A 26,155-nucleotide genomic window follows, 5' to 3' on the forward strand; every position below is an offset into this window, starting at 1 on the left:
GCGATGGACGGCTCCCGTGTCGGCGACGGCACGTAGACTCTTCCGGTGACTGTGCAGGGGATCATCCGCGCTCTGGAAGAGGAGGCGTCCGGATTCCGCGACGCCCTGACTTGGGCGCAGACCGACGCCGACCTGCTCGCGAGCGCAGGCATGGACGCGCCCATGCTCGCGGGGCTTCTCGAGCGCCGCGCCGCCGCGGGCAAGCCGGGGGCGCTGCTCGTGGTCGCGCCGACCGGGCGCCGTGCCGAATCCCTCGCTGCCGCCCTCGGCTCCTACCTTCCCGACGCCGAGATCCTGTCCTTCCCCGCGTGGGAGACGCTGCCCCACGAGCGACTCAGCCCCAGCCCCGACACCGTCGGGCGGCGCCTCGAAGTGCTGCGCCGGATGCGGGTCTGGTCGGGGGAGCGCCCGCTCGTCGTCGTCGCGTCGGTGCGCGCGGCCCTGCAGCCCGTCGCCGCGGGGCTCGGCGACGTCGAACCCCTCGAGCTCACGGTCGGCGGACGAGGCTACGATCTCGACGGCGTCGCCGCTTCCCTCGTGGAACGCGCCTATTCGCGTGTCGACATGGTCTCCCGCCGCGGAGAGTTCGCGGTGCGCGGCGGCATCCTCGACGTCTTCCCGCCGACGGCAGAACATCCCTCGCGAGTGGAGTTCTTCGGCGACGAGGTGGACCAGATCCGGCTCTTCTCTGTCGCGGATCAGCGCTCCCTCCCCGCAGCGCCGTCGAGCGTCTCCCTGCCCGCCAGTCGCGAACTGCTGCTGACGGCGGAGGTGCGCGAGCGGGCGGGCGCTCTCGTCGACGCCTTCCCCGGCATCGCCGGGATGCTGCAGAAGATGGCGGAAGGGATCCCGGTCGAGGGCATGGAGTCGCTCCTGCCCGTCGTCGCCGGTCCTGTGGTGCCGCTCACGGACTACCTGCCCGAGCACGCGGCGGTCGCGCTCGTGGATCCGGAGCGGTCCGGCGCCCGCGCGGCGAGCCTCGGCGAGACCAACCGCGAGTTCCTCGATGCCGCCTGGAGCGCCGCGACCGCGGGCGCCTCGGCACCGATCGACCTGCAGACCGGCGACTTCCTCTCCATCGCGGAACTGCGCACCGCCGTGCATGACCGCGACGGCGTGTGGTGGCGGCTGAGCGCCTTCGACGCCGGCGCCGAGGATGCGGTGTTCGATCAGGGCACCGACGGCGTGAGCGCGGCGCCGATCCCGTCGTTCCACGGCAACGTCGACGGCGCGATCGAGTTCACCGCCGGCCGTGTCTCGGACGGATGGCGGGTCATCCTGGTGGCCTCGGGCCCCGGCCTCGTCGATCGCGCCAGGGACGTTCTCGCCGACCGCGGGGTCGCGGCCCGTGTGGTCGACTCTCTCCCGGGCGCTCCAGACGCGGGCGTCGCCACGCTCGTGACGGGAGCCATCGAGTCGGGTTTCCAGGTAGCCTCCGCGAAGATCGCGGTCCTGACCGAGAGCGAGTTCTACGGACGCACGATCGGCGGCGACACCCGCATCGTCAAGAAGCTCGCCTCCCGACGCAAGAACGTCGTGGATCCGATGCAGCTCAAGGCGGGCGACTTCGTCGTGCACCAGACGCACGGCATCGCGCGCTTCGTCGAGATGACCCAGCGCGAGGTCTCGTCGGGCGGGCGCAACGCCGTGAAGACCACGCGGGACTACCTGGTGCTCGAGTACGCGCCGTCCAAGCGCGGTTACCCGGGCGACAAGCTGTACGTGCCCACCGATCAGCTGGACCTGCTCTCCAAGTACGTCGGCGGGGAGGCGCCCCAGCTGTCGAAGATGGGTGGCAGCGACTGGGCCGCCGCCAAGGGCAAGGCGCGCAAGGCAGTGCGCGACATCGCCGTCGAGCTGGTGAAGCTGTACTCGGCGCGGATGGCGGCCAAGGGGTACGCCTTCGCCAAGGACACCCCGTGGCAGCGCGAGCTGGAGGAGGCCTTCCCGTTCGCGGAGACCCCCGACCAGCTGCAGACCATAGACGAGATCAAGGCCGACATGGAGCGGCCCATCCCGATGGATCGGCTGCTCTCGGGCGACGTCGGCTTCGGCAAGACCGAGGTCGCGGTGCGCGCTGCGTTCAAGGCGATCCAGGACGGCAAGCAGGTCGCGATGCTCGTGCCGACCACGCTGCTCGTCAAGCAGCACCTCGAGACCTTCACGGAGCGCTTCGCGGGCTTCCCGGTCAAAGTGCGTCCGCTGTCGCGGTTCCAGACCGACAAGGAGGCGCGGCTCACGCTCGACGGCCTGTTGGAGGGATCCGTCGACATGGTGATCGGCACGCACCGGATCCTCACCGACCAGGTGATGTTCAAGGATCTGGGCCTCATGATCATCGACGAGGAGCAGCGCTTCGGCGTCGAGCACAAGGACGCGCTCAAGAAGATGAAGACCAACGTCGACATCCTCGCGATGAGCGCCACTCCGATCCCGCGCACGCTCGAGATGGCGGTCACCGGCATCCGCGAGATGTCGACCCTGCAGACCCCGCCCGAGGACCGCCATCCGATCCTCTCGTTCGTGGGCCCCAAGAGTGACAAGCAGGTCGCCGCCGCGATCCGGCGCGAGATCCTCCGCGAGGGCCAGATCTTCTACGTGCACAACCGGGTGCAGTCGATCCAGCGCGCCGCGAGTGAGCTCGCCGAGCTCGTCCCCGAGGCGCGGATCGCCGTCGCGCACGGGCAGATGGGCGAGCACCAGCTGGAGCAGGTCGTCGACGACTTCTGGGAGCGCAAGTTCGACGTGCTCGTCTCGACGACCATCATCGAGACCGGCCTGGACATCTCCAACGCGAACACGATCATCATCGACCGGGCCGACCGTTACGGCCTCAGCCAGCTCCACCAGCTCCGCGGGCGCGTGGGGCGCGGGCGGGAGCGGGCCTATGCCTACTTCCTGTACGACGAGATGAAGCCGCTGTCGGAGACGGCCGCCGACAGGTTGCAGACGATCGCGGTGAACAACGACCTCGGGTCCGGCATGCAGGTCGCGCTCAAGGACCTCGAGCTGCGCGGCGCGGGCAACCTTCTGGGTGCGGAGCAGGCGGGTCACATCGCGGGCGTCGGCTTCGACCTGTACCTGCGCATGATCGGTGAGGCTGTCGCGACCTTCCGCGGCGAGGAGACCGAGACGGGCGCCGAGCTGCGCCTGGAGCTGCCGGTGGATGCGCGGATCCCCGACTCCTACATCGACAGCGAGCGGCTGCGGCTGGAGGCGTATCAGAAGCTGTCCAGCGCGGCCACGGCGACGGCGGCGGACGACGCCATCGACCACGTGGTCGAGGAGCTCACCGATCGGTACGGCGCTCCGCCGGCAGAGGTCGCCGGCCTCGTGGCGATCGCCCGGCTGCGGCGTCGCGCCGCGCGCGCCGGGCTCACCGACGTGGTCGCGATGGGATCGAACCTCCGGGTCGCGCCGGCGCGTTTCGAGGACTCGATGAAGGTGCGCCTGCAGCGGCTCTACCCGCAGGCCAAGCTGGTCGGCGGGGGAGAGGCGCTGGTCGTGCCCATGCCGGGTGCGGACAGGGCGGATCCGGTCGAGTGGACGAGTCAGCTGCTGACTGCGCTGTTCCCCGCATCCGCACCGGCCGAGGAGACCGTCGACGCAGGAGCGGCATCGTGAGCGCCGGGCTCACCGCGCCGCGGCGGCGCGACCGTGCGCTGTCGGCGGCGGAGGGGCGGGCGTTCGTGCGGGAGCAGCTGATGCAGGACCGGCAGGATGCGCTGCGCGCGGATGAGCCTCCGGCGGCCTCCGGGAGGTCCGCGGACCTCGCCGGACCGCGCTCCAAGGCCCGGAAGACGGATCCGGTCCTGATCATGGGATCTGCCTCGGTCCCGGCGCCGGAGCCCTCGCGGCGCTCTCGGGTGCGTCCCGAGCCTGCCGTGGATCCCCGCTGGCAATGGATCTCGACCCGTGAGACGCATCGCGGCAAGGTGCGCATCGATGTCGACGAGGTGCAGCTGCCCACAGGCGAGCGCACCACGTTCGAGGTCGACCGCAGCGTGCCGTTCACCGTTGCGGTGCTCGTGCAGGACGGAGCCGACCTGCTGCTGGCCCGGCAGTACCGCTACCCGGTCGATCGCTGGATCGTGGATCTTCCGGGCGGCGCGGGCGCGTTCGGCGAGATGCCGGAGCAGGCGGCACGACGCGAGCTCGAAGAGGAGCTCGGCGTCGTGGCGACCGAGCTGATCCCGCTGCACACCTTCTTCGCCAACCCCGGGCGGAGCGTCTGGAAGACGCACCTCTTCTTCGCACCTGGCGTGCGGGAGGGCCGGGCATCGGCGGACGATCCCAGCGAGAAGGTGCAGCTGGCGCGGATGGCGCGCGTCGACCTGGATCAGCTCCTGATCGAGGGGGAGATCAGGGATCCGGCGCTGCTGATCGCCCGCACGATGGCGTCCGCCAAGGGGCTGCTCCCGCCCGTCGGATCCTGACGATCGGCCTGCTCAGCACTACGCTCGTCACATGATCTACGAGCACCTCGGGGCTCGGCCCCGCATCCACGACACGGCCGTCGTCGCTCCGTCCGCCGTGATCTCCGGCGACGTCACGATCGGGGAGAACTGCCAGGTGCTGCACGGCGCCGTCATCACCGCGGAGGGCGGTCCGATCACGCTCGGCGAGCACGTCATCGTGATGGAGAACGCGCTCATCCGCGCCACGGCCGCCAACCCGGTGCACATCGGCGATCACGTGCTGGTGGGGCCGATGGCGAGCATCTCGGGGGCGACCATCGCCGAAGAGGTGTTCCTCGCCACCGGGACCCGGATCTTCAACGGCGCGGTGATCGGCGAGCGCAGCGAGGTGCGCATCAACGCGGTGGTGCACCTGCGCACGACCCTGCCGCCGGAGACCGTGGTGCCGATCGGCTGGGTGGCGGTCGGGGATCCGGTGCGCATCCTCTCGCCCGAGCAGCATGAGCAGATCTGGGAGGCCCAGCACGAGCTCGACTTCCCCGGCTACGTGTTCGGCGTGGACCGCTCGACGCCCGACCTCATGGTCCAGTTGACCGAGCGCTACGCCCGCTCACTCGCGCGGCACGCCGACGACCACGCGCTCTGAGATACCACTCCACGCTTCCCGCGCTTCCAAACGAAGGGACCGCTGTGCCCGAACAGCCGACCGGGGGTCTCGTGCGCCCCGATGTCACCACCTCTGACGCCGTCGCGATCGCGAGCGAGCTCTGGGGCATCACCGCCACCGCGTCCGAACTCGGCAGCAACCAGGACCGCAACTTCCTGCTCACCGAGGCGGACGGCACCCGCAGCGTGCTGCGCGTCGACAACCCGGTCTTCCCCGACAGGGCGCGTGATGCGCAGCATGCCGCACTCGACGCCTACCGTGCGGCAGGCGTCGCGGTGCCCGCCGCGTTGCCGGGCCTCGACGGCGCCCTCACCCAGCGCTGGCGCGGGTTCTCGGTGCGGCGGAGCGCCTTCGCCGAGGGGGAGGCGATGGTCGACGCCGGCTACTTCGCGCCAGAGGTGCTGCGCGAGTTCGGATCCCTCGCCGCCGCGTCCGTGAACGCACTCGCCGAGCTGGTGCATCCGGGCCTCGATCGTCCGCAGATGTGGGACATGCGGGTCGCGGCTGAGGAGGCGCGCCGTCTGCTGCCGTCGATCGAGGAGCCGGAGCTGCGAGTTCGCGTCGACGAAGCGATCGCGCGGGCCGAACGCCTTCTCGGAACCGCCGCCGTGGATCTGCCGGTGCAGCCGATCCACGGCGATCTCACCGATGACAACGTGATGGGCCAGCGGGGAGCGGATTCCCGGTTGCACCCGCGCACGGTGCTGGACCTCGGCGACCTGGCGCTCGGATGGCGGGTCGCGGAGCTCGCGGTCTGCGCATCGTCGATGCTGCATCACGAGCCCGAGCGGCCGCTGCGCGTGCTCGAGACCATCGCGGCCTTCCACGCCGAGGCGCCCCTCAGCGAGTCCGAGGCGCGCGCGGTCTGGCCGCTGATCGTGCTGCGCGCGGCCCTTCTCGTGGCGAGCGGCTGGCGTCAGCTCGAGATCGACGGCGGCAACGAGTATGCCCGCGAGCGGATCGCGGGGGAGCAGGCGATCTTCGACGCGGCGACAGCGGTGCCGCTCGTCGAGGCGGTCGAGCTCGTTATCGACAGGCTCGGGTTCCCCGCGGCGGCGATGCTGCCCGAGACCCCGATGCGAGAGAGCTCGGCCGTAGCGCTCGCGTCTCTCCTGCCCGGGCTCGACGGTGACGTCGCGGTCCTCGATCCCGGCGTCGAGTCCGAGGATCTGTCCGGCGGGGCGTGGCTCTCGCCTGATATCGAGCAGGTGCTCGTCCGCGCCGCATTCGACGGCGGGGCGGCGGCGGCGGTGATGCCCTACGGCGTCTACCGGCTCACCCGCACGCGCGTGGACAGCGCGGAGGCGGCGCCGACCTGGCCGATCGGGACAACGATCCATCTGCCCGCGGGCGGGCAGATGCTGCTCGCCGCCCCGGTCTCCGGGCGGATCGAGGGATCCGCGTACGGCACGGTGCGGATCGTCTTCGCCGAGAACTGGGTCTGCGAGATCCGCGGCACGGGATTCGCCCCCGAGCACGGCGCCGAGGTCGAGGCCGGGCAGGGGATCAGCTGGGTCGCGGACAGCACGACGGCTCGGACCGTGGTGGTCTCGATCCTGCGCCGCGACGCCCCGGGGACGGCGCCGGAGCTCGGTGACGCCGCGCTCGTCAGCCCGGAGTCGGTGCCTGCCTGGCGCCGGTTCAGCACCGATCCGGCACCCTGGCTCGGCCTGCCCGCGCTCGCGCAGTGGGACGAGGCGCCGGCTGAACTCGCGCGCCGGGAGCGCACGTTCGCGAGTGCCCAGGAACGGTACTACGAGCGCCCGCCGCAGGTCGAGCGCGGCTGGCGGCACCACCTCGTCGACACCACCGGGCGCGCCTACATCGACATGGTCAACAACGTCACGGGGCTCGGACACGGCCACCCCGGCGTCGCCGACGCTGTGAACCGGCAGATCCGGATCCTGAACACCAACTCCCGGTTCCTGTATCGCGAACTCGCGGAGTACAGCGAGCGCCTCCTCGCGCTGCTGCCGGTTCAGGCGCGCCGCGGCGGCACCGACCGGGACGCCCTGGACACGGTGCTGCTCGTGAACAGCGGTTCCGAGGCGGTCGATCTCGCGCTGCGACTCGCCCAGGCGGCCACCGGGCGCAAGACCGTGGTGTCGCTGCGGGAGGCCTATCACGGCTGGACCATGGCCAGCGATGCGGTGACCACGAGCGCCTATGACAACCCCGACGCCCTGGCCACGCGCCCGGACTGGGTGCACGTGGCCGATGTGCCCAACCGGTTCCGCGGCACCTACCGCGGCGAGGAGACGGGATCGCGGTACGTCGCCGATCTGGGGGCCGACCTCGACCGTCTCACGGCCGACGGGCGTCCCCCGGCCGGCTTCATCTGCGAATCGGTGCTCGGCAACGCCGGCGGGGTTCTGCTGCCGGACGGCTACCTCGCGGAGGCCTATGCCCGGGTGCGCGCCACAGGCGGGCTGTGCATCGCCGATGAGGTCCAGGTCGGATTCGGCCGGATGGGATCCTCGTTCTGGGGCTTCGAGCAGTCCGGCGTCGTCCCCGACATCATCACGATCGCGAAGCCGATGGGCAACGGCTTCCCGATCGGCGGGGTGATCACGTCGAAGCGAGTGGCTGACGCGCTGTCCGCCCAGGGGCAGTTCTTCTCATCCGCGGGTGGGAACCCGCTCAGCTGCCGCGTCGGCATCGCGGTGCTCGACGCGATGGCGGCCGAGGGGCTGCAGGAGAACGCGCGCGTCGTGGGCGGGCGCCTGGCGGAGGGGCTCCGCGCGCTCGCCGAGCGCCATCCGCTCATCGGACCAGTGCACGGCGAAGGCCTCTATCTCGGGGTCGAGCTCGTCCGCGACCGCGAGAGCATGGAACCCGCGGCGGCCGAGGCGGCCGCGATCTGCGAGCGGCTCCGGGAGCTGGGCGTCATCGTGCTGACGACCTCCGAGCGGTCGAACGTGCTGAAGATCAAGCCTCCGCTGTGCCTCACGGCGCAGAGCGCCGACCTGGTCGTGGCGGCGCTGGACCGAGTGCTCGCCGAAGGCTGGTGAGCCCGTCCGAGCCCGCGCGACGTGGGGCTCGGACGGACCGGATCAAGCCTGCTGGGTCGGCAGGACGACGACCTGGCGCAGGTTCACGTGCGCGGGGCGAGTCACGACGAAGTCGACCAGGTCGGCGACGTCGTCGGCCGAGATCGCCTCGATCGCGTCGAACATGGCGGCGAGCTCGGCGCCCAGGCGCTCGTTCTCGATGTGCGTGCCCAGCTCGGTGGAGGTGAGGCCCGGTTCGACGTTGGTGACCCGCACGCCGTGCCGGGCCACCTCGGTGCGCTGCATGGCGGACAGAGCGGTGACGGCGGCCTTCGTCGCGGCGTAGACGGCGTAGTCCGGGAACACCACGTGCGCGGCGATCGAGGAGATGTTGACGATGTCGCGCGGCCCGGTTCCGTCCAGAAGGTCGGGCAGCACGGCGCGGGTGACGCGGAGCAGGCCGGTGAGGTTCGTGTCGATCATGCGGTCCCATTCGTCTGCACGACCGTCCGCGAGGGGGTTCGGCAGCATCACGCCGGCGGCATTGACGAGGAGGTCGACGGAGCCGAGTTCGCGGTGGATCTGCGCGATGGCGGCGGCGACCTCGGACTCGGAGGTGATGTCGGCGGGAACCACGAGGATCCGCCCTGCCGCGTCGGAGTCGGCGGAGGCTGCGGCGACGGCCGCGAGGCGATCCTCCCGGCGACCGAGGGCGGCGACGGAGGCGCCGAGGGCGGCGAGGTGCGCGGCGACCGCCGCACCCATGCCGCTGCCGGCACCGGTGACGAGGGCGGTGCGTCCGGAAAGGGGGAGAGAGGATTCGGTGTTCATGGGAACCAGCCTGCGCGGGCTGCACCAGGGCGGGAACGTCCCGATGAACCTGGGTCTGACAGGGCCACCCTCGCGCGGTGCGCGGCGGCGATACTGGGACCATGACATCCGAGATCGGAGAGTTCCTCCGTGCGAAGCGGGAGCGCATCGCCCCTGAGGAGCGCGGCCTGCCCGCCGGCGGTCAGCGGCGGGTGCCGGGTCTGCGCCGCGAGGAGGTCGCGCTGCTGTCGGGGATCAGTCCCGACTACTACGTGCGTCTGGAGCAGGGCAGGGCGCGGGCGGCGTCGGACCAGGTGCTCGACGCGATCGCGCGCGTGCTGAGTCTGGACGATGTCGAGCGCGATCATCTCCGAGTGCTTGCGCGACCGGGCACGCAGGCTCAGGCGCCCCGGCCCCTGGCCGCTCCCGGTGCGCGTCCCGGGGTGCGCGCACTGCTCGATGCGATGCCTCAGGTTCCGGCGTTCGTGCTGGGGCCGGCCATGGACGTGCTGGCCACGAACCTGCTCGGCGACGCCCTCATCGCGCTCCCCGACGGTCCGCGGAACATGGCCCGTCACGTGTTCCTGGATCCGACCGCACCGGCGTACTACCCGGAGTGGGAGAAGGTCGCCCGCGAGACGGCGGCTCATCTGCGCCGCATGGCGGGGCTGCTCCCGGACGCCCCGGAGATCGCCGCCCTGATCGGCGAACTCACCATCGGCAGCGACGACTTCGTGCGTGCCTGGGCGCGGCAGGAGGTGGTCGTGAAGACCCACGGTCACAAGCTCGTCGACCACCCGGAGATCGGGCGCCTCTCACTCGACTACGAGACGCTCACCCTTCCCGACGAACCTGCGCTCATGCTCGTGACCTACATGGCCGCCGACGAGAGGACCTCCGACGCGCTGCGGACGCTGGGATCCTGGGCGGCGAGCCGTTCCGCAGCCGGCGGCAGCGCCCAGCGCCCGCAGTTCGCCGATGAACTCGGCCGCGCGGAGTCCGCAGAGCGCTGACCGCGCCGAGACGCGGAGCGAGGTTCAGATGACGCCCTGCGCGAGCATCGCATTCGCGACCCGCTCGAAGCCGACGATGTTGGCACCGGCGACGTAGTCACCCGGCACGCCGTAGCGCTCGGCGGCGTCGAACGCGGCGCGGTGGATGTCGGCCATGATGTCGCGCAGCTTCTGCTCGCTGTCGTCGAAGCCCCAGCGCTGACGGGCCGCGTTCTGGCTCATCTCCAGAGCGGACGTCGCGACGCCGCCGGCATTCGCGGCCTTGCCGGGGGCGAACAGCACGCCCGCGTCCTGGAAGGCCGCGACGGCCTCGGGCGTCGACGGCATGTTGGCACCCTCGGAGACGGCGCGCACGCCGTTCGCGATCAGGGCCGCTGCGCCTGTGCCGTCCAGCTCGTTCTGCGTGGCGGAGGGCACGGCGATGTCCACCGGCACCTCCCACACGGAACCGCCCTCGATGAAGTGGGCCCCGGGGCGGCGCCTGGCGTACTCGACGATGCGTCCGCGCTCGATTTCCTTGATCTGGCGGAGAAGGTCCACGTCGATGCCGGCATCGTCGACGACGTATCCGGAGGAGTCGGACGCGGTCACGGCGACGGCCCCCAGCTGCGCGGCCTTCTGGATCGCGTAGATCGCGACATTGCCGGATCCGGAGATGCCGACGCGCCTGCCCTCGAGCGACTCGCCGTGCACGGCCAGCATCTCCTGCGCGAAGAAGACCGCGCCGTAGCCGGTCGCCTCGGTGCGCACCTGCGCTCCGCCCCAGCCGATGCCCTTGCCGGTGAACATGCCGGACTCGTGCCGGTTGGTGATCTTGCGGTACTGGCCGAACAGGTAGCCGATCTCGCGGCCGCCCACGCCGATGTCTCCGGCGGGGACGTCGGTGTGCTCGCCGAGGTGACGGTACAGCTCGTTCATGAAGGACTGGCAGAACCGCATGATCTCGGCATCGCTGCGACCGTGCGGGTCGAAGTTCGAGCCGCCCTTGCCGCCGCCGATGCCCTGACCGGTGAGCGCGTTCTTGAAGATCTGCTCGAAGCCGAGGAATTTGATGATCGAGAGGTTCACCGACGGGTGGAAGCGCAGGCCGCCCTTGTACGGACCCAGCACGGAGGAGTACTGCACGCGGTATCCGCGGTTCACCTGCACCTTGCCGTGGTCGTCGACCCACGGCACCCGGAAGATCACCTGGCGCTCCGGCTCGACGAGACGCTCGAGCACCCCGGCGTCGACGTACTCGGGGTGACGCTCGAGCACAGGTCCGATGGAGTGCAGCACCTCGTGCACGGCCTGGTGGAATTCGGGTTCGTTCGGGTTCAGGGCGAGGACGTCCTCGAACACGGGCTGGGCGAGTGGGGAGAGGGGATGGAAGTCGGTGCGTGCGGGGTCGCTGATGGTGTCGGTCACTCGGGATGCTTTCAGACGGGGATGCGGAGAGGAGCGCGGGTGATCGTGTCGTGCGCAGACAGCCGGATGCGGCAGATTCCTCACTCTAACCCGCTCCGCAACCCAGCCTGGGCGGCGTGAACCCCGCGTGAGAAGCCCGGATCAGCCGGTGTTCTGCAGACCCGCGGCGACTCCGCTGACCGACAGCAGCAGCAGGCGCTGCAGGTCCGGATCCGGTGCGGGGGCCTGCTCGTCGGCGTCGCGGAGGCCACGCAGCGCCCGCAGCTGAAGGAGCGAGAGCGCGTCCACATAGGGGCTGCGCATCGCGACCGCTCGCTGCAGGATCGGCTTGTTCTCCAGCAGGCGCTCGCCGCCGGTGAGGCGGATGACCCAGGAGCGGGTGAGCTCCATCTCCTCCAGCACGAGCGCGGCCAGGTCGTCGCGATCGCCGAGACCGAGGTAGCGGCGGGCGATGCGCGGATCCGTCTTCGCGAGACTCATCGCGACGTTGTCGACCATCGTGCGCAGCAGCGGCCACTCCTGGTACGCGGTGCGCAGCAGTTCCTCGTCGCCGACGGCCTCGAGAGCCGTGCCCAGGCCGAACCAGCCGGCGAGGTTGATCCGGGCCTGCGTCCAGGCGAACACCCACGGGATCGCCCTGAGGTCCTCGAGGGACTCGACGGACAGGCCGCGGCGGGCCGGGCGGGAGCCGAGCGCGAGAAGTCCGATCTCCTCCATCGGCGTCACCGTGGCGAACCACGGGGCGAAGCACTCCGCCTTCACGAGCGAGAAGAACCGATCGCGCGAGGCGCGGTCCATGGTGGCCGCGACGTCGGCGAACCGTTCGGCGGCGGCGCTGTTGCGCTGCTCGACGCCGGGGGAGGACGCGAGCAGGGTCGCCGCCGTCACCTGGTCGATGTGGCGCATCGCGATCGCGGGCTCGCCGTACCGCGCGAAGATGACCTCGCCCTGCTCGGTGAGCTTGAATCGGCCGTCCACGGAGTGCGGCGGCTGAGCCAGGATCGCGGAGTTGGCGGGGCCGCCGCCACGGCCGAGGGCGCCGCCGCGACCGTGGAACAGGGTGAGCTCGATGTTCTCGCGCTGCGCCCAGGCGGCGATCTCTGCCTGCGCCTCGTACAGGGCGAGATTCGCGGCCACCGGGCCGACGTCCTTGGAGGAGTCGGAGTACCCGAGCATGACCTCCAGGCGCCGGCCGGTCGCCGCCAGCCGTGCCGCGAAGGCCGGGTGGTCGACGATCTCGGCGAGGATCCCCGGCGCCGCCTGCAGGTCGGCGAAAGTCTCGAACAACGGCACCACGTCGAGCACGGGCCCGTCGCCGGCGCTCGCGTACTGCGCGAGGCGGTGCACGTTCGCGAGGTCCTGAGCCGACTGCGTGAACGAGACGACATAGCGCCCCGCCGCGCGCGGCCCGTAGGTGCGCTGGATCTCGCGGACGGCGCGGAAGACCGCCAGCACCTCCTCGGTCTCGGCGCTGAGGGAGCCGGATCCGCCCGCGGCAGCGTCGAGCTCCGCGAGCGCACGCGCGTGCACCTGGGAGTGCTGCCGCACCTCGAGCTCGGCGAGGTGGAAGCCGTACGTCTCCACCTGCCAGATGAGGTGCTGCATCCCGCCGAACGCGTGCCGGCGTGCGCCGGCCGCGTCGAGCGACGACTGCACGGTGCGCAGATCCGCGAGCAGCTGCTCCGGATCCGTGTAGCCACCCTCGTCCCCGCGGCGGGTGACCGCGACGCGATGCGCGAGCAGCAGCAGGATCCGGCGATGCGGCTCGGAGGGCGAGCGAGTGGCGACCTCGCCCGCGACATCGGGGTGTGCGGCCTGCAGCGCATCCCACAGCGCCGTCGCCGCCGCGGAGGGCGGCGTGCCCTCGGCATCGAGCGTCAGCGTGCGGCCGATCCGCTCGATCGCCCGCTCGAGTCCACGCAGCACGTGGTCGGCCGCGATCGCGGCGGCCTCGCGGGTCACGGCGGCCGTGACGAACGGATTGCCGTCGCGGTCGCCGCCGACCCAGGTGCCGATGCGCACGAAGGCCGGGACGATGGGGGCGGAGGATCCGGACTGCTCGCCGCGCAGCACGTCGTCGATGCGGCGGTACACGTGCGGGACGGTGGTGAACAGCGTCTCGTCGAAGACGCTCATGACCGTGCGCACCTCGTCGGTCGGCGCCGGCTTCTGCGCCCGCAGCGGTGCGGTGCGCCAGAGGGTGTCGACCTCCTCGAGCATGCGCCGGTGTGCGCGGTGCGCCTCGGGGGTGCCCTCGGCTGCGGCGTCATGCGCGCTCAGCAGCTCGGCGAGGCGCCGGATGCTGGAGGACACCGCGCGACGGCGGGCCTCGGTGGGGTGCGCTGTGAACACAGGGTGGAATCGCAGCGCACCCAGCCGGCGGCGGGCCTCGTCCTCGCCGACCTCGCCGCTCAGCTGCGCGAAGGCGCCGGCGACCGTGTCGGTGGAGGTGGGGTCCTCGCCGCGATCGCGGAGCACGCGCACGCGCTGGTGCTCCTCGGCGAGGTTCACGAGGTGGAAGTAGGCGGTGAAGGCCCTGGCGACCTCGTCGGCGCGCTGCACCGAGAACTCCTCGGCGATGCGGGTCGCGCGGTCGAAGGCCTCGGCGGACTCGTCGGTGTACGCCTCGATCGTGGCCTGACGCAGGCGCTCGACGTCGTCGAACAGGTCGTCGCCGCCGGATTCGCGCAGGACCTGGCCGAGCAGCGCGCCGAGCATGCGCACATCGGCGCGCATCGCCTCGGGCAGCTCGCGCCCTGCCTCGAACCGGCCGACGATGCGGATGGCTTCGGTATGGGTTGTGTCGGGGGTCACGATTCGAGCGTAAACCGATGCTGCGCAGGCGACGACCGCGTGACGTCCCGCGGCAGCCGTGCCTCGCAGAACCTGGGCGGCGAGGTCAAGGGGCTGGGATCCGCTCCCGCGCGCGGCTGACCGGTGCGCGATACGGTGGAGGGGATGAGCCGCACCAGTCGCCTTCTGAGGTCCCCGCAGTTCCCCGCGATCCTGCTGCTGGCGACCGCGGGGCTCGGGCTGCTCCTCGCGAACCTTCCCACGCACGACGCGATCGCCGGAATGCTCGGCGCGCACTTCGGGATCCCCGGCACGGCTCTGGACCTCTCGGTGTCGCACTGGGTGTCGGACGGCGTGCTCGCGATCTTCTTCTTCGTCGTCGCGCTCGAGCTCCAGTACGAGCTCACCCGCGGCGAGCTGAACAGCGTGCGCGTGGCGATCCAGCCTGCGATCGCCGCCGCGGGCGGCATCCTGGTGCCGATCGCCCTGTACCTGTGGATCGCCGGCTCGGATCCGAGCGCGGCCGGCTGGCCGATCCCGACCGCGACCGACATCGCCTTCGCGCTCGGCGTGCTCGCCGTGTTCGGACGCGGTCTGCCCTCGGCGGTGCGCGCCTTCCTGCTCGCGCTCGCGATCCTCGACGACATCGTCGGGATCGTGTTCATCGCCGTGCTGTTCGCGCACGGGCTGAACCTGCTGCTGCTCGGTCTCGGCGTGCTCGCGGTCATTGTGTTCGCCGTGCTGAGCCGTCGCCTGCGCGGGTCCGCCACCCCGGTCGTGGCCGTGCTGATGGCGATCGTCGGCGTGGTCGCCTGGGGGCTGTTCGCCGCCTCCGGCGTGCACGCCACGATCGCGGGCGTCATGCTGGGCCTGGTGATGGCGCCCCGGGCCGCGGATCCGATCCGTCATGCGCTGGAACCCTGGGTCAACGGGCTGGTGCTGCCGCTGTTCGCCTTCGTGGCGGCGTTCGTGGTCATCCCGCAGGTGCCGCTGGAGGAACTCTCTCCGGCGTTCTTCGCGATCCTCGTGGCGCTGCCGGTCGGCAAGCTGATCGGCATCGGCGCGTTCGGCGCCCTCGCGCAGCTGATCCGCCCGCGGGGCGCGCCTCCGGCGATCCGCTTCCCCGACGTGCTCGCGGCCGGAGCACTGGGCGGCATCGGATTCACGGTCTCGCTGCTGCTGGCGAATCTCGCCTTCGCGGGGGATGCCGCGGTGAAGGACCAGGCGATCCTCGCGGTGCTGCTGGGGTCGGTGATCGCGCTGGTGGTCGCCGCCGTGCTGGTCTCGTGGCGGGCGAAGGTGCACCGTGCGATCGGCGATGCGGAGGACGACCAGCCGGACGAGGATGAGGACGAGGAGGCGTACGGGGATGAGCGCTGATCGGGAGTCCCCTGCCGAGACGGATCCGCTGCGCGCCGCCGCGGAGGTCATGCGGCAGGTGCGGGAGAAGTGCGTCTGGTCGCAGGCCATGACCCATCGCGAACTCGTGCCGTACCTCGTGGAGGAATCGGCCGAACTCATCGACGCCGTCGAGCGCGAGGACCGCGCGGAACTCCGCGAAGAGCTCGGCGACCTGCTCTGGCAGGTGCTGTTCCACGCGGCGATCGCGGCGCAGGATCCGGCGGATCCGTTCGACATCGACGACGTCGCGCGCACCCTGACCGAGAAGATGACCCGGCGCCACCCGCACGTGTTCGGCAACGCGATCGCCCGCACGCCGGAGGAGGTGCTGGTGCACTGGAACGCCGCCAAGGCCGCGGAGAAGCATGATCGCCGCAGCGTGCTGGACGGCATCCCTCCCGGAATGCCCGCGCTCGCCCGGGCGCAGAAGATCCTGGGCCGCGCCGCGAAGGCGCACGTCGAGGTCTCCGAGGATCCGTCCGCGTCCGGGCACGAGGAGGCCCCGCCGGCGATCGTCGGCCCGACCCCCGCGCCCCCCACGGAGCCCGCTCCGCTCACCGAGGCCGAACTCGGCGAGCAGCTGCTGACTCTCGTCGTGGCGGCTCGCACCCACGGCTGGGATGCCGAGCGCGCCCTGCGCGAGCGCATCAGGATCCTCGAGGACGAGGTGCGCGCCGCGGAGGGATCAGAGCCGGCCTGACGGACCTGGAAGAATGGATCCGTGGCAACGGTCAATCCTCCGCGCGGGATGCGCGACTTCCTCCCCGCCGACAAGGCGCGTCGTGAGCGTGTGCTCTCCGTCATCCGGGAGCGCTACCGCGCTCATGGGTTCGACGAGATCGAGACGCCCGTCGTGGAGGAGTACGACCGGCTGCACGCCGGGATCGGCGGCGACAACGAGAAGCTGTCCTTCAACATCCTGCGCCGCGGCCTGGACGCCGACGCGATCAGCGCGGCGGCGGAGGACCCGGCCGCCCTCAGCGACCTGGGCCTGCGCTACGACCTGACGGTTCCGCTCGCGCGCTTCTACGCGACCAACCGCGGTCAGCTGCCCGGAGTGTTCCGCTCGATCCAGATCGGGCCGGTCTGGCGTGCCGAGCGGCCGCAGAAGGGTCGCTATCGCCAGTTCGTGCAGTGCGACATCGACATCATCGGCGACGACTCGGCGCGTGCCGAGGCCGAGCTCATCGTGGCCTCGCTCGACACGATCGACGCCCTCGGGCTCACGGGTGGCATGGTGCGCGTGAACGACCGCCGCGCCCTCGACTGGATGCTCGATGCGTTCGGATTCACCGAGGACGAGCGTCCGGGAGTGCTCATCACGATCGACAAGCTCGACAAGATCGGCACCGACGGCATCGTCGCGGAGCTGCGCGAGCGCGGTGCGACGGTGGCCGCCGTGGACGCGTTCGAGGCGTTCCTGCATCGCCCGCAGACCCTCGAGTACAACCCCTACGGCGAACGGCAGATCCGCAAGGCGCTGCCCGAAGGCGTTCCGGACGACCTCGTCGCGCACCTGGTCGGCCTCGGCGAGGCCGTTGCCGCCGCCCGCCCCGCCGTCGAGGGCATCGATCCGATCCCGCTGCAGTTTGACCCGTTCCTGGTGCGCGGCATGGGCTACTACACGGGCACGATCATGGAGCTCGCGCACCCGTCGGTGTCGTACTCGCTGGGCGGTGGCGGCCGCTACGACGGCATGATCGGGCGCTTCCTCGGGCAGCAGGTGCCGGCCGTCGGCTTCTCGATCGGCTTCGAGCGGATCGTGGATCTGTTGGAGTCCGCCGACGACGCGGCGGGGCAGGCCGTGGTGCTCGTGCACGACGCCGACGTACCCGTCGCCGAGCTCGTCGCGCACAAGGCGGCGCTCATCGCGGGCGGCGCCAGAGTGCGGCTGGAGCGGCGCACGAAGAATCTCAAGGCCCTCCTGCAGCGCGCCGCGGCCGACGGCTACACGGCCTTCGCGGCCGTGCGCGCGGGCGACGCGTCCGACGCGCTCGAGGTCAAGCCGCTGTCCTGAGGCGCCCGTCGCCTCTGCGTCCACGGCCGGTCACGCGCCGTTCATGTCGATGCGATCTGATCGGCGTATGGACGCTGCTGATCGCCGTCGGGCCGGGTCCCGAGGCGTGCCGGTGGGGCTTCTCGGAGCCGCCGGGCTCGCGATCGCCGGATCTGCCGTCGCCGTGCCGCTGGCGCTGCGGCGACAGGCGCGTATCGCTCGGCGTCGCATCGGCAAGCCGCTGGGAGAAGACGCGATCGACGCCGACCGCGTCTGGCGGCGGGGCCTGTCCGGGGAGCCGATCGAGCTGCTCGTGCTCGGCGACTCGCTTGCGGCCGGTCTGGGCGCCGAGCGGCGCAAGGACACGCTGGGCGGACGGCTCGCCAAGGGCGTCGCCCGGCGGACGCGTCGGCCGGTGCGGCTGCGTACGGTCGCGATCGTCGGATCCGAGTCGCCGGATCTGGACGCTCAGCTCGCGTCGCTCGAGACGGACTATCTGCCGCACGTCGCGGTGATCGTCGTCGGCGGCAACGACGTGACCCACCGGATCCCGGTCACCCTCTCGGTGCAGCATCTCGAGGACGCGATCGGCTGGTTGCACGCGCTCGGAGCGAGCGTCGTGGTCGGCACCTGCCCCGACCTCGGGGCGCTGCGGGCCGTTCCGCAGCCGCTGCGGTCGATCGCCTCGCGGATGTCACGGCGACTGGCCGCGGCGCAGGCCCAGGCCGCCATCGAGCACGGCGCCACCGCGGTCGATCTGCGGCGCGCGGTCGGGCCGATGTTCTTCGATGAGCCTGAGGAGATGTTCAGCCTGGATCGGTTCCACCCGAGCGCCCTCGGCTACCGCCGCACTGCGGAAGCGCTGCTGCCCGCGGTGACGGCGGCGGCCGAGGAGGCCTCGGTGAACGCGGCCGGCGGAGCGCTCAGCTCTCCGGTGCGGTGAACGAGGCGGCCCATTCGGCCACGCGGGCCGTGCTCTCGGACTCGGAGAGGTCCTCGACGCGCGTCATGATCGACCAGCGCACGCCGAACGGATCCCGGATGCTCGCGTAGCGGTCGCCCGAGACGAACGTGGACGGCGCCTCGCGAACCGTCGCACCGGCCGCCACCGCGCGTTCGACGACCGTGTCGACGTCGGGCACGTAGAGGCCCATCGAGTAGCAGTCGGCGTCGCCGGCGGGGGCCGAGACGAGCCCGTACTCGGGGTTGGGATCGCCCAGCTGCAGCACGCCGAGACCGAAGTCGAGGTCGGCGTGCGCGACCACGCCACCGAACTCGGTGATGTCGACGACGCGCGCGCCGAAGATGTCGCGGTAGAACTCGATCGCGGACCGGGAGTCGGGGATGGCCAGGAACGGGGTCAGGGACGTGGCCGAGTTCGGGCGGCCGTTCGTCGTGTACTTGCCGGTGACGCCGGTGGTCGTTGCGGTGGAGGTGTCTTCGCTCATGACCCGAGGCTAGGCCCGGAGCGGATGGCGGCGCTTGCAGATTCGCGCCAGGTGTGGCACGCGCCGTCGGCCCCGGTTGCGGTTCAGGTCGCAATTCCTGCGCCCAACCCCGGATCTTGGAGCAGAAAGTGCGACCTGAACGCACGTGACGGACGCGCGGACGAGGCTACCGTCCCGATGTCCGGGGTGCCTTCTACGCTCGAGGGATGGTCGATCCGACGCGCGGCGTGCTGTATCCGGCGCGCCTGCCGCAGTTCCACCGCCTTCCGCCGCCGGCGGAGGTCGCCGAGCTCGTGGAGTGGTGCTGGATCCCCGAGTGGGACATCGAGCCGGGCCGTTCGTCGCGTCAGGACCTCGTGTCGTTCCCTGCTCTGAACCTGGTCGTCGAGAGCGGGGGCACGGTGCTGTCGGGCGCGACGACCCGAGCCAGCTCCCGGGAGCTGACCGGCAAGGGGTGGGCCGTCGGCGCGCTGCTGCGGCCGGCCGCGGCGGCCGCGCTGACCGAGACGCCCTCCGCCCTGCTCGACCGGGCGGAGGCGTACCCGGCACCGGGGCTGGCGGAGGCGGTCGCAGGCGCGATGACTTCGGGGGAAGGGCATCGGGAGCGGGCCGTCGCGCTGCTGTGCGCCTGGCTGCGTGAGCGCGTGGGCGAGGTCACGGCGCCGGCCCGGCACGCGAACGCCATGGCGGAGCTGCTCATGTCCGATCCCGACGTGCGCAGCCCCGAGCAGGCGGCGGCCCGTCTCGCCGTCTCGGTGCGCACCCTGCAGCGCATGGCGCACCGCCACGTGGGTCTGTCTCCGGCCGCCATGATCCGGCGCCGGCGCCTGCAGGAGGCGGCGGAGCGGATCCGCTCCGATCCCGGCACGGATCTCGCGACCGTCGCTGTCGAGCTCGGCTACGCGGATCAGTCGCATCTCGCCAACGATTTCCGCGCGGTGCTGGGCTTCACCCCGTCGGCGTATCGCGCCGACGCCGGTCCCGTCCGAGCCTGATCGCCCGCACGCCGACGCCCACGAGGACCACGCCCGCTCCGATCATCACCGAGGACACCGGCAGCGACGCAGCCAGAGCCACGCAGCCGATCGCTCCGAGCACCTGCAGCGGTTTCGGATACCGGCGCGCGGCCCCACCCTGCTGGAGCGCGGCGGCGTTCGCGACGAAGTAGTACAGCAGCACGCCGAACGACGAGAACCCGATCGCTCCGCGCAGGTCCGCGACGAGCACGACCGCCACCACGACCGCACCGGCGGCCAGCTGCGCACGCCGCGGGACGTGATGCCTCGGAGCCACGGCGGTGAGGGAGCGGGGGAGGTCGCGTTCCCGAGCCATGGCGAGCGAGGTGCGACCGATCCCGGAGAGAAGGGCGAGCAGCGCGCCGGTGGCGGCCGTAGCGGCGGCGATCCGCACGGCGGGCGCCGCGCGGGGCCAGCCGGCAGCGGTGACGACGTCGGCGAGGGGCGCGGATGAGCTCTCGGCTGCGCCGCCGAGCGTCAGCACGACCGCACCGCCGATGAGCACGTAGATGACGAGTGCGGACGCGAGTGCGATGCCGATCGCCCGCGGGATGGCGCGCGACGGGTCCCGCACCTCCTCGCCCATGGTCGCGATGCGCGCGTACCCGGCGAAGGCGAAGAACAGCAGCCCCGCGGCCTGGAGCACGCCGTAGGGGGAGCCACGCGGGAGGGGCGCGGGCGCGGCGTGCGGCAGTGCGGTCCCCGCGGCGGCCAGCACCACGATCAACCCGAGCAGGGTCACAGCCACGAGCACCTGGGTGACGCGAGCGGTGCGGGTCACCCCGACGCAGGTGACGGCGGTCAGGGCCGTGACCGCCGCGACCGCGACCGGCTTCTGCCACCCTGCCGGAGCCACGTACGCGGCGACAGTCATCGCCATGGCGGCGCAGCTCGCGAGCTTGCCGATCACGAAGCACCAGCCGGCGACGAAGCCCCACCACGGTCCGAGCTCCGCCCGTCCGTACGCGTAGGTGCCGCCCGAGACCGGGTGCACGGCCGCGAGCTGCGCGGACGAGGTGGCGTTGCAGAAGGCCACGATCCCCGCGAGGAGCAGCGCGATCAGCAGGCCCGATCCGGCCGCGCCGATCGCCGGGCCCCAGACTGTGAAGACTCCGGCACCGATCATGGATCGAGGCCGATCGCGACAGCATCGGCGAGGGTCAGGCGGCGCGCGAGGGGCATCCCGTCATCGTGGCACGCCGCGGTGAACGGCGGGTGCCGTGCCCTCCGGAAGCGGCAGCGAGATCACCGCGGGCGTCGCAGCGCAGAGGAAGAGCGTCTGCGTGCTGGCCACCAGGCGCGAGTGGTCGCGCACCGGATCCGCCGTGCCCGGATTGCGCAGATGCAGGGGGTGCGCGCCCCAGGACACCTGCACGCGGAGGCGGCTGCCCGCGACGAAGCGATGCGCGATCGGTGCGAGCGCGACCCGGACCCGGCGCGGCTCGCCGGGCGCGGCCTCCGGGGAGAGCCGCAGGTAGCCGTCGGTGACGGTGCGCGAGGTCCCCCGCGCGTCCACTTCGCACAGGCGCACGAAGACGTCGACCCGGGGATTCGTGGAGGCGAGCGTGAGCGCGATCTCCGCCGAGCCCATGACCAGCAGCGGATCCGGGAGCGGCTCGCCCGTGAACAGCAGCACGTCCTCGCGGCTCTCGCGACGTCGCTGATCGCGGCGCCCGGCGCTGAACGGATTGAGCGTGCGGCCGCCGGCATCGGGCGTGGGATCGGCGGGGTCGTAGCGAGACGTCAGCGCGCCCTCCGCGTGGGCGGTCCCCAGCGCGACGAGACGGCCGTCCGCGGTCAGCTCCACCGGATGCGGCGCGCTCGGCGGCGGCCAGTCGGCCAGATCCCGCCAGCCGCCGCCCCCGCTTATCTCGACGCGCACCGGGGCGGCCTCGGGCTCGCCCTCGAGGGCCTGCAGCGCCTCGCGCACCCCGATCACCGTGATCTCGGGAGCGCCGTGGATCCAGTCGCCCACGATCAGGCGCGTCCGTACGCCGGCCCCCTGCAGCGCGGCGTGGTCCTGCAGCTGGCCGACGAGGAAGAGGTCCTGCCACCCCGCCATGAGCGTGACGGGAGGCACCGCCGCGGGATCGGAGGCGAAGTGCAGCGGATCCCACCAGGGATCCCCGGGATCGCTGTGCTCGACCCAGTCGCGGAAGAACTGCGGGTTGTCGCCCAGCGCCGCGGGCACGGCCTGGGACGGCGGCACCGTGCGCGCTCCCCGTGCGAGGGCGCTGCGCGCTCGCAGCAGCCTCCACAGACGCGCCGGCAGCCGGCGCTCCTGCAGGCCGAGCGCGTACGCCCACGCGAGCGGCGTGTCGATCGAGAAGCCGCGACCGAGGTAGAGGATCGCCTCGTCGAAGCGCCGGGCCGACACCGCGATGCCCATCGCGTCGGGTCGGAGCGCGCCGTCGCAGTACGCCCACTGCGTCACCCCGAAGTAGCTGCCGCCCCAGGAGTGCACGAGACCCGTCGCCCACGGCTGTGCGCGCAGCCACCGCAGCGTCGCCTGCCCGTCGGCGGCCTCGTCGTGCAGAGGCCGGAAGTCGCCGCCGGAGCCGAAGGCGCCCCGGCAGCTCTGCACCACCACATGATGCCCGCGTTCGGCGAGGAAGCGCGCCACGGCGGCGACGCCGTTCCGGTCGTACGGCGTGCGGATGAGCACCGTGTGCGGGCCCGCGTCCTCGGCCGCCCAGTGATCGGTGAGCAACGGGACGCCGTCTTCCGCGGGCACCGCGATGCCGGAGGTCCGGCGCACGCCCGCGTGGGTCCGCGGCGGCATGCCGGGAGCCGAGCGCAGCCGGCGGTATTCGGCGCGCGCCGTCCAGGGGAGCCGATCGTCCCTCCTCATCGCACGGCCTTGACCCGGGTGACGGCGAAGGCCGCGAACAGCGCCATCACGACCGCACCCGCGTAGAGCGCCACGAAGTTCTCACCCGTGGGCGAGCCGATGCGCGTCACGAAGAAGGCGAACACCGGCACTAGGATGCCCGGGAGCAGGTAGGCGAGCGCCACGATGCCGAGGTCCTTGCCGGCGTCCTCGGTCGAAGGCAGGCACTCGGTCATGAGCGCGACGTCGGCGGCGATGTAGGCCCCCTGCCCGGCGCCGACGATCGCGATCCCGATCAGGAAGAAGGCGACGTCGCCCACCGCGACGGCGACGACGAGTCCGACTGCGCTCGTGAGCGCTCCGATCACGACGGTCGGCTTGCGTCGTCCGGTGCGGTCCGAGATGACGCCGAAGACGAACGCCAGCACGAGGTTCATGATCGTGAACGCCGCCGTGGCCTGCGTCTGGACGGCCGCGATCTGCGCCGGGTCTTCGATGCCGAAGCGGCTGGAGATCGTGAGGTAGAGGTAGCTCGTCACCGACACGATGGAGGCGGTCATGAAGAAGCGGCAGATCCAGGCCCACGCGAAGTCGGGGTAGCGGCGCGGGCTCAGCCAGAACGTCTCGATCACCCCGCGCCCGTCGAGCGGTGCCGCGGGAACCGTGCGGTGCAGGTCGCGCAGGGCGAAGAAGAGGGTGCTCGCGAGCACGACGGCGATGCCGCCCGGGATGAGGAAGATTCCGATCTGTCCCGTGCCCGCGACAGTGCCGGCCAGCGCGACGCCGCCGAAGATGCCCACGGTGGTGGCGGCGCCCGTTACGGCGGACATGATCGCACGGATGCGGCGGCGGATCTGGTCGGCGAAGAGCGTGTGGATCGTCATCGACACGGCGCCCCACCCGACCAGCACGAGCACCGCGCCCGCGCCGAGCAGCAGGAGCGAGGTGGCGAACGCCTGCAGAAGGTAGCCGATCGCGGCGATGAGCACGCCCGCCGCGATCCAGGGGCGGCGGATGCCGAGGCGGGAGAGCGAGCGGTCGCTGAGGCGCCCGAAGATCGGGGTGGTGACGAGGATCGCCGCGCCGCCTGCAGTCAGCACGATGCTGAGGTTGCCCGTCGCCTGGTCGGGATCCCACTCCTTGAGGAGCTGCGGCACGGCGACGCCGGCCACGCCCTGGGCGATGCCGGTCGCGAGCCAGGTGAGGACGAACGCAATCCAGAACCACCAGGTCTGGCGCTCGCCGGGTACGGCGTCGTCGCCGGGCGAGGGCGCGGACGGCAAGGGGATCACGGGATCTGCGGCATGGGTGGACATCATCGTCTCCCTCTCGGGTCGGTGGTCGGGTGCGGGGGTTCGGACGCGTAGGCGGCAGCGAGCTCGGCGACGAACGCATCGCGCCAGTCGCGGGCGCCCTGCCAGGCGGTGAGTCCGGGGGAGCCGTGCACGTGGCCCGCGCCGATGCGGAGGGTCACGGGGACGTCCGCGTCCTGCAGGGCGCGGGCATAGGCGACGGCGCCGTCGCGGAGCGGATCGAACTCGGCGGCGAGGATGAGCGCCGGAGCGAGGCCCCGATGATCGGCGGCGTCGAGCGGCGAGCACTCCGCCAGCGGGGCGCCCGCGCGGTAGATGCCGGCGAGCAGTTCGGCGCCGTCCATGCCGGAGGCTCGTCGTCGCCGCGCGGAGAGGCCGCTGAGGGGGCGCAGCGTGGCGGGCAGCACCTCGAGCGCCTGATGGTGCAGTCGGCGGCCCGCATCCCTCTCCCGGAGGGCGGCGGAGGCCGCGATCGTGGCTCCGGCGGAGTTGCCTCCGATGCCGAGGCGGTCCGGGTCGATGCCCAGCTCGCCCGCCCGCGCGCGCAGGTCGGCGAGGGCCGCGACGGCGTCGTCGACGGGGGCGGGGAACGGGTGCTCCGGCGCGAGGCGGTACTCGAGCGACACGATCTGCACCGCGGAGCGCAGGGCGCGGTCCGCCGTGGTGCTCTCGTTGAGGACCTCGTCGATCGTGCCCACGATCCAGCCTCCGCCGTGCAGCCACAGCATGGTCGGGAGAGGGTCGGACGAGCCCGCAGGGCGGAACCGCCGGGCGCGGAGAGGTCCGGCGGCGCCGGTGAGCCGCAGCTCCTCGGCCTCCACGCTCGGGGGAGTCGGTTCCGTGAACTCGGCGGCCAGCCGATCGCTCAGGATCCTGGCCGCCCGACGATGCGCGGCGGGATCGGGCGAGTCGTAGTCCGGCAGGTCGACGACGATCTCCTCGATCCGGCGGAGCCAGGCCCGCACCGGCGCGTCGAGCGCGAGCGTGTCGGCGGTGCTCATGAGTCCGCCCGCAGCCGACGCAGCTCGGTCACGATCAGGCGGTGGGCGACGTCGGCGGCCGGGACGAATCCGGTCGCGCCCAGGGAGCCGTGGGTCTGGCCGACGAACCGCACGGCGGTGACGTCGACCCCGGCGTCGGAGAGCGCCCTGGCGTACGCCTCGCCGTCGCCGCGGAGGGGATCGAGCTCGGAGGTGATGATGAGCGCCGGGGGAAGGCCGGCGTGGGAGTCGGCGAGCAGCGGCGAGGCGTACGGGTCTCGGGCCGCCTTCGCGTCGTCGCCGACGTACTGACGCACCAGCACCCGGCCGGCCCTGCGCACGATGACGCCGGGCATCCCCGCGCTGACGCCGCGCGCGTCGGCGTGCCCGATGGTGAGGTCGAGCGCCGGGTTCTCCAGCAGCTGCAGAGCGATCGGGTGCGCCGCCCGGTCGCGGTTCATGAGCGTCACCGCCGCGGCCAGGTCGCCTCCGGAGGACGCGCCGCCTACGGCGAGCCGGTCGGCGGATCCGCCCAGCTCCTCCGCGTGCGCCCAGGCCCATTCCCAGGCGCTCCAGCACTGCTCCGGCTGGGTGGGGAAGCGCTGCTCGGGCGCGTGGGCGTAGTCCGTGGCGACGATGATGATCCCCGCGTCGCGCGCCCGCTCGCGGAACCGTGCGTCCCACGAGACCCAGTCGATCCCGGCGATCGTGAAGCCTCCGCCGTAGAAGTACACGAGGATCGGGAGTCCCGCGCCCTGCGGGGCCGGTTCGGAGCCGGGCCAGTAGACGCGCACCCGCACATCGGGGTGGCCGGCGACGGGCACGGTGTGCTCCGCGGCGGCGGTGTCGAGGGGCAAGATCCCCAGGGCCGCGCTGACCGTGGTGTCGTTCTCACCGGCGACGCGGCGCCGCCCCGCGGGATCGCTCGGCTCGGGCGCGAGAAGAGCGGCGGTCCTCGCCTCATGCGCCGCGACGGCGCGGTCGAGCATCGGACGGCGGTAGCGGGAGCCTCTCGGCATCGGTCATCTCCTTCGACGGGCTGCGGACTAGTCTGAGCAATCGAAGAACTTCGA

The 26,155-nt window shown here is 72.1% G+C and carries 18 protein-coding genes and 1 pseudogene; 10 read left to right on the forward strand and 9 right to left on the reverse strand.

What is annotated here, in order from left to right; translation table 11 throughout:
• Positions 1-45: 45 nt before the first annotated feature.
• The 4 genes from mfd to AB4078_RS07895 are packed head-to-tail and all read left to right on the forward strand — an operon-like array spanning position 46 to position 8,096.
• Positions 46-3,624, forward strand: coding sequence for a transcription-repair coupling factor (gene mfd, locus AB4078_RS07880; RefSeq protein WP_441976655.1), 3,579 nt, complete (start codon positions 46-48; stop codon positions 3,622-3,624).
• On the forward strand, positions 3,621-4,436 hold the full coding sequence (locus tag AB4078_RS07885; protein ID WP_441976656.1) for an NUDIX hydrolase: 816 nt from the start codon (positions 3,621-3,623) through the stop codon (positions 4,434-4,436). The genes mfd and AB4078_RS07885 overlap by 4 nt, the downstream gene beginning before the upstream one ends.
• A 31-nt stretch (positions 4,437-4,467) precedes the next feature.
• Positions 4,468-5,064, forward strand: coding sequence for a gamma carbonic anhydrase family protein (locus AB4078_RS07890; protein ID WP_440732366.1), 597 nt, complete (start codon positions 4,468-4,470; stop codon positions 5,062-5,064).
• 44 nt (positions 5,065-5,108) lie between these two features.
• Positions 5,109-8,096, forward strand: coding sequence for an aminotransferase (locus AB4078_RS07895; protein ID WP_441976657.1), 2,988 nt, complete (start codon positions 5,109-5,111; stop codon positions 8,094-8,096).
• A gap of 42 nt (positions 8,097-8,138) precedes the next feature.
• Here the strand turns inward: AB4078_RS07895 and AB4078_RS07900 are convergent, their stop codons facing one another.
• Entirely contained in the window at positions 8,139-8,906 is a 768-nt protein-coding gene (locus tag AB4078_RS07900; protein ID WP_441976658.1) for an SDR family oxidoreductase, read from the reverse strand.
• 101 nt (positions 8,907-9,007) lie between these two features.
• Here AB4078_RS07900 and AB4078_RS07905 point away from each other — a divergent pair, with 101 nt between their 5' ends.
• The gene (locus tag AB4078_RS07905; RefSeq protein WP_440732363.1) at positions 9,008-9,898 is read left to right on the forward strand and encodes a helix-turn-helix transcriptional regulator; all 891 of its coding nucleotides are present in this window, start codon (positions 9,008-9,010) and stop codon (positions 9,896-9,898) included.
• A 24-nt stretch (positions 9,899-9,922) separates the two neighbouring features.
• On the opposite strand, the gene gdhA is transcribed toward AB4078_RS07905, so the two are convergent.
• Both gdhA and AB4078_RS07915 read right to left on the reverse strand, forming a co-directional pair.
• Positions 9,923-11,239, reverse strand: coding sequence for an NADP-specific glutamate dehydrogenase (gene gdhA / locus AB4078_RS07910; RefSeq protein ID WP_441976783.1), 1,317 nt, complete (start codon positions 11,237-11,239; stop codon positions 9,923-9,925).
• A 207-nt stretch (positions 11,240-11,446) separates the two neighbouring features.
• Positions 11,447-14,041: a phosphoenolpyruvate carboxylase gene (locus AB4078_RS07915; protein WP_441976784.1), complete on the reverse strand. Its 2,595-nt coding sequence runs from the start codon at positions 14,039-14,041 to the stop codon at positions 11,447-11,449.
• Positions 14,042-14,263: 222 nt separating this feature from the next.
• Here AB4078_RS07915 and AB4078_RS07920 point away from each other — a divergent pair, with 222 nt between their 5' ends.
• The 4 genes from AB4078_RS07920 (at position 14,264) to AB4078_RS07935 (ending at position 18,438) form a co-directional block, all read left to right on the forward strand.
• Complete coding sequence (locus AB4078_RS07920) at positions 14,264-15,478, forward strand: Na+/H+ antiporter NhaA (RefSeq protein WP_441976659.1); 1,215 nt, start codon at positions 14,264-14,266, stop codon at positions 15,476-15,478.
• On the forward strand, positions 15,468-16,199 hold the full coding sequence (locus AB4078_RS07925) for a MazG family protein (protein ID WP_441976660.1): 732 nt from the start codon (positions 15,468-15,470) through the stop codon (positions 16,197-16,199). The genes AB4078_RS07920 and AB4078_RS07925 overlap by 11 nt, the downstream gene beginning before the upstream one ends.
• A 48-nt stretch (positions 16,200-16,247) precedes the next feature.
• Complete coding sequence (locus tag AB4078_RS07930) at positions 16,248-17,516, forward strand: histidine--tRNA ligase (protein WP_441976785.1); 1,269 nt, start codon at positions 16,248-16,250, stop codon at positions 17,514-17,516.
• Positions 17,517-17,628: 112 nt separating this feature from the next.
• Positions 17,629-18,438 (forward strand): SGNH/GDSL hydrolase family protein, encoded by an 810-nt coding sequence (locus AB4078_RS07935; RefSeq protein ID WP_441976661.1) that lies wholly within the window; start codon positions 17,629-17,631, stop codon positions 18,436-18,438.
• Here AB4078_RS07935 and AB4078_RS07940 read toward each other — a convergent pair.
• Positions 18,419-18,943, reverse strand: a complete 525-nt coding sequence (locus AB4078_RS07940; RefSeq protein WP_441976662.1) for a VOC family protein — start codon at positions 18,941-18,943, stop codon at positions 18,419-18,421. The genes AB4078_RS07935 and AB4078_RS07940 overlap by 20 nt on opposite strands.
• Positions 18,944-19,149: 206 nt before the next feature.
• Here AB4078_RS07940 and AB4078_RS07945 point away from each other — a divergent pair, with 206 nt between their 5' ends.
• On the forward strand, positions 19,150-19,938 hold the full coding sequence (locus AB4078_RS07945) for a helix-turn-helix domain-containing protein (protein ID WP_441976663.1): 789 nt from the start codon (positions 19,150-19,152) through the stop codon (positions 19,936-19,938).
• On the opposite strand, the pseudogene AB4078_RS07950 reads toward AB4078_RS07945, so the two are convergent.
• From AB4078_RS07950 to AB4078_RS07970, 5 genes and pseudogenes are all read right to left on the reverse strand, one after another.
• Positions 19,892-21,141: pseudogene (locus AB4078_RS07950) on the reverse strand (APC family permease). The gene AB4078_RS07945 and the pseudogene AB4078_RS07950 sit on opposite strands and share 47 nt — an antisense overlap.
• A 4-nt stretch (positions 21,142-21,145) precedes the next feature.
• A complete protein-coding gene (locus AB4078_RS07955) occupies positions 21,146-22,810 on the reverse strand; it encodes a CocE/NonD family hydrolase (protein ID WP_441976664.1) in 1,665 nt (554 codons plus the stop codon).
• Positions 22,807-24,105: an MFS transporter gene (locus AB4078_RS07960; protein WP_441976665.1), complete on the reverse strand. Its 1,299-nt coding sequence runs from the start codon at positions 24,103-24,105 to the stop codon at positions 22,807-22,809. Before AB4078_RS07960 ends, AB4078_RS07955 begins: the two co-directional genes overlap by 4 nt.
• Positions 24,105-25,103 (reverse strand): alpha/beta hydrolase, encoded by a 999-nt coding sequence (locus tag AB4078_RS07965; RefSeq protein ID WP_441976666.1) that lies wholly within the window; start codon positions 25,101-25,103, stop codon positions 24,105-24,107. Before AB4078_RS07965 ends, AB4078_RS07960 begins: the two co-directional genes overlap by 1 nt.
• Positions 25,100-26,101, reverse strand: a complete 1,002-nt coding sequence (locus AB4078_RS07970) for an alpha/beta hydrolase (protein WP_441976667.1) — start codon at positions 26,099-26,101, stop codon at positions 25,100-25,102. The genes AB4078_RS07965 and AB4078_RS07970 overlap by 4 nt, the downstream gene beginning before the upstream one ends.
• Positions 26,102-26,155 lie beyond the last annotated feature (54 nt).

The organism is Microbacterium sp. 2MCAF23 (assembly GCF_052115565.1).
GTDB lineage: Bacteria > Actinomycetota > Actinomycetes > Actinomycetales > Microbacteriaceae > Microbacterium.